The 4,292-nt window shown below is 33.0% G+C and carries 4 protein-coding genes; all 4 read right to left on the reverse strand.

Going from position 1 to position 4,292, the window contains the following annotated elements:
- A partial coding sequence (locus A7D14_RS00915; RefSeq protein ID WP_218058492.1) for a thiopeptide-type bacteriocin biosynthesis protein occupies positions 1-312 on the reverse strand: 312 nt, incomplete at its 3' end.
- A 2-nt stretch (positions 313-314) separates the two neighbouring features.
- Positions 315-2,435: a lantibiotic dehydratase family protein gene (locus A7D14_RS00920; protein WP_176712342.1), complete on the reverse strand. Its 2,121-nt coding sequence runs from the start codon at positions 2,433-2,435 to the stop codon at positions 315-317.
- 103 nt (positions 2,436-2,538) lie between these two features.
- Positions 2,539-3,792 carry a lanthionine synthetase LanC family protein gene (locus A7D14_RS00925; protein WP_036382864.1) on the reverse strand — a complete coding sequence of 418 codons (1,254 nt, stop codon included), beginning with the start codon at positions 3,790-3,792 and terminating at the stop codon, positions 2,539-2,541.
- Between the two features lie 166 nt (positions 3,793-3,958).
- Positions 3,959-4,105 (reverse strand): hypothetical protein, encoded by a 147-nt coding sequence (locus A7D14_RS19915; protein WP_156102267.1) that lies wholly within the window; start codon positions 4,103-4,105, stop codon positions 3,959-3,961.
- Positions 4,106-4,292 lie beyond the last annotated feature (187 nt).

Here is a 4,292-nt window from a genome sequence, read left to right on the forward strand (position 1 = left end):
CCATAATTCTCTATGATAAGTATCTGTTTCAACTTTCCAAATGATTTTATCCTCAACGAAACCTTTCAAAACTTCATGAAGCCTTTGAATCACTATAAATAAATCTTTTCTTTTATAGATTTCAAATCTCAGTCTAAGATGAAAATCAGGGCTTCCGTATCGGATGAAAAAAAATGTTTTGATGACCTGTTCAGCCTTAAGATCAATTACTACGGGTTTAATGACTTTGGTTAAAAACCTGTCCGCAAATTTCTCCCCTGTGAAAATTTTGTAATAAATCCATTTATCCCCAAGAAAAAAAAAACTCTGCATTGTTATACTGTTGGCTGTTTATAAAAGGAAACTATTACTTCGTTTGCGCAATTTATTTGTGTATTGGTACAACCATATAAGAATTCTTTTAATGTTATGCGTTCTCGTTTTTTTATCGTTTCCAATAACATTTTCACAGATGTGAAATTTTTTAAATTTATTGCCAATCGATTATCACCATCCACCAACATAACAAAATCTGGCATGTTTTTTTTCTCTTGAAAAAGTAAAACTGAATTTAATAAATCAGGTTTGTTATCAATTTTATACATATATGATATATCATCAACTTTAATATTCCAGGTAGCTTCAAATAGTATCAAATTTTGAAATTCGATTCTTGGTATAAAATCATATTCATCCATAAAAGGCCCAAGGTCGAGCCCTAAACCCTTTCTCCCTTGCTGAAATTGCATATCGCACAAGAAATGATAAATCGGCAATTGACGAGAAGAATAATTATGGGCATTTGTTAGTCGAGGAACAATTTCTTGTTTCAACCTTGGGCATTTAAGTTTCAGCTTACCATCATCAAGATAAATTGCTAATTCATCAATCGTGATCTGATTCTCTTCATTTTGGATGGATTTACATAAGTATGGTATTTCATAATCTCTGAAGGATGGGCGACTCAATACATTTCCAACTCTAGATTCGGGAAGATGTACTATTTCAGCTAGTATTCCTTCTGTATGAATTTCTTTCTCTTTGGTTAAAATTGATTTAACATGATCCATTATTTTCTTGTCTCCATGACAAAATCGTCCCATAAAATTTGCTGCGCTAGAACCATAAAATCCTGCAAACCTTATCTTGTTCTTTTCATTAAATTCCAGAATCTCAATCATGACCGAAATTGTATCTGGCAAGTCTTCCCAATCCTCTTCATATATACCAAACTCTGATTCATTCAATTTAATGCAGTACTCCTTATTCAATCCAGCATTAAATATCTTACGGTGGAAAATCTCATTTATTTTGGACCATCTTACGGGTCTGGTTTCTGTTTCCTTTTCCGGAAAAGAAATATCATCAACTAAGGGGTTAACTACTCCCGATATATTATTCTGTTTATAACCTAAACCTAATTCAACATCAAGCACAGTAGCAAGTGGCATCTCATTGCCATCATATCGATTTATATATGCTTCTTTAAACCTAATCAAGTCTGTATCTACCGGAGGCAAGCTAATCTTATTCAAGAGAGTTATTCCTTTTTTAATTGATTCTGTAATACTAGCATCTATTTGATTTTTTTTTGGATTTAGAATTAAATTTGTTTGGACAAGAAATTTTCTCTCAAAATCAGTTCCTAGCTTATATGCAAGATTTTCAAACTCTTTATATCTTTCTATTTTATTGCCAATGGAAGCATCTACCAAACGTAGATTTTCCTTCATTTTCATGATTAAATCAATGACGTGGCTTGTGTTCTCCAGATTTTTCAATACAGAACAAATTTGGTCTAAAAACTCTGGACCAGACACTGTTGGTTCCAGCTCACTTACAAGAAGTTGACTATCAACTAATTCATTAATATAATTGGAAGCAACTCCTTCATCGATACCATCGTCTTTTAATATCTTTGTCAGGCTATTTAGCTTTTTACCTTTTTCAGCATTTGTTAATATTTTCTCCAAATATTTGTCTCTTTCAACCGAAATCATGAGATGAGTTCTCTTTCCCTTGTTATAGCTATACTCAACATATCTCAATTGGCCACCCACCTCATATATGCTGGTATTAGGGTAAAAATGTAACTGCTCGCGAATTATTGATTTATTTGCCAAATCTTGAGATAAAGCAACCAAATAATTCATGTCCAATCTTGTATTTCTTTTGTTTTTGGTCGGTAAATCACTTTTAATACAGGTTTCATTTCCAAATTGCCCAGTTGAGCAACCAGCGAAAAGGCCAAAAGGTGTTGGACGTGTGGACATTCTAATTAAGTATTTTAAAAAAGAGTACTTCAATCTTTCCCTTTTCTCAATAGGTGTGTCTCCTACTGACCAATGCTTTAATTGCCTATGTAATTCTGGAGATGCTAAGTAGATAGCTTCAGAAATTTCGGGATTAATAAAATGCTTTTTTAATTGTGCATCATCAACTTCATCATTCTCCATGATGGAGAAAAAAAAATCTAAGGGGTACAGTGGTGTTCTGAGAATAAATTTCTCGAAATGTAAATAGGGGTTCTTTGCCATATTCTTATTCTTTGAAAATAGCTTACGCAATCATTAAACAGGCATCCCAATTCGGTTCAAATTCAGATGAAGTTGACAGGTTACTTATTATTGCTAAACCAATACCAGCAGTTCCAGTAAGCACAAAGTGAGAACCAACCCATCTTTTATCAGTCCCCTTCCACTCTTTGAACCCAGCAAATCCTCCATTATGGTTTGCTCTTGTCAGACCATCATATGCCCAAAAATTTGCTTCCTGTAAGAAGAAATCTATTTCCATATCATCATCAGAAATTGACTTCATTTCATGATACATTCGATTATATATTTGTGAAATACCGAAGGAACCATGACAAAGTCCAGCATCTACAACCAAGTTTTGTTCATATGATTTTCGTTTTGATGATTCTTTAAACACATGGATGGATGCATCCTTTATCTTCTGCTGCCCCGTGCTTTTATATGCACTCCACAATGATATACCAATACCCAAATCTCCATAGCACCAACCTAACCGGCTGGGCACATTCAGTGGTTGTCCTTTTAGGCTTATCCAATCAGGAAATACAGAAATTCCATTTGCACTTCGACCCATATAGGAAAGCACAAACTCTACAGAGCCATTTAACAAGTCTTCACATTCATCCGTAAAGAAATCTTGTCTATGTAATCTAGCCAAAAATCCAATAATACTTGAAATCCCATGTGATAGGCTCAAATTATAGCCTCTTGTTTTACCTTGGTAATCAAGGACGGAAATCCATTCAACAGAATTTGAGAGTTTATTTCTCTTCGATTGTTCTTTCAGATTTTTTACAAAATCCAATAATGAAGATTGGTAGAACAACTTCATATGTGTGTTTGAAGTGGTTTTATATCGATTTAAAAAATAAAATGCATAACCAAGAGCCTCGTGCAAAAAATCAAACTTCCCATCTTTGATATTAGTTGTCATTATTTGATTCAAATACCCATCCAGTTGAAACAACATATCATCACATTCATTATATATAAAACCACTCTCCTTCAAATGATCAAGAACCCATCCCATACCAGCTAAGCCCGCACAATAAGTAGGATATGAAAAGCCATTATTTATGTTTTCGATACATCTTTTAAGAATTTCCTCCCCTTTTTTCTTTTCATTTGAATTGTCAATTAACTTTGAATAGTAAAATTTAAAAAGCGCCAAACCAGAAAGCCCAGCCAATCCCCCAACTTGATTATACAAGTCATAGTGATTGTCTATATCTTCATTAATTTCTATTAGCTTTTCCCACAATAGTTGTTTGTCCATTTGATTACTTTCCTTGAATAAATAATTACTTTAAACGAGGCTGATTTGAAAAATCATTGCATTATTTGTCAGATGTAGAAATGTATATACAGTTAGTCAACAAATAAAGAAGGCCAAACATGTTTGGCCCTCATCATCTAACAAATTCTTGCATTAAACAACCCATTTAACAGGAACAGGAATAATTGCAACAAGTGCATGTGTCCTCAACGTAAGTGTCAAATCCAAATCCTCCCTTTATACTCTCCATATTGGTAAGATTGGATACTACTTCTTTGTTCAATTTCAACGGCGGTAATGCTGTTTCTTTCATGATACTGAATTTAGATTAATACTGTTTTCTCCATAAATATAGAAAAATATTAAATTTAATGTAAGAAAAAACTTTAATATTTTTAGGATAATATGTTAAATAATAATTTATTTGTGAAAAACACCTTTCTATTGGGATGATGAAACAAGAATCCAACTTATTCAAGCATAAAATTTCCTTTTGTACC

Origin of the sequence: Allomuricauda sp. CP2A, from assembly GCF_001683915.1 — a bacterium.
Classification (GTDB): Bacteria; Bacteroidota; Bacteroidia; order Flavobacteriales; family Flavobacteriaceae; genus Flagellimonas.

What these genes read in the sequence shown, in the direction of transcription:
- A7D14_RS00920 (WP_176712342.1), bottom strand. Translation starts at nt 2,435, where the DNA reads ATGGAGAATGATGAAGTTGATGATGCACAATTAAAAAAGCATTTTATT.
- A7D14_RS00925 (WP_036382864.1), bottom strand. Translation starts at nt 3,792, where the DNA reads ATGGACAAACAACTATTGTGGGAAAAGCTAATAGAAATTAATGAAGAT.
- A7D14_RS19915 (WP_156102267.1), bottom strand. Translation starts at nt 4,105, where the DNA reads ATGAAAGAAACAGCATTACCGCCGTTGAAATTGAACAAAGAAGTAGTA.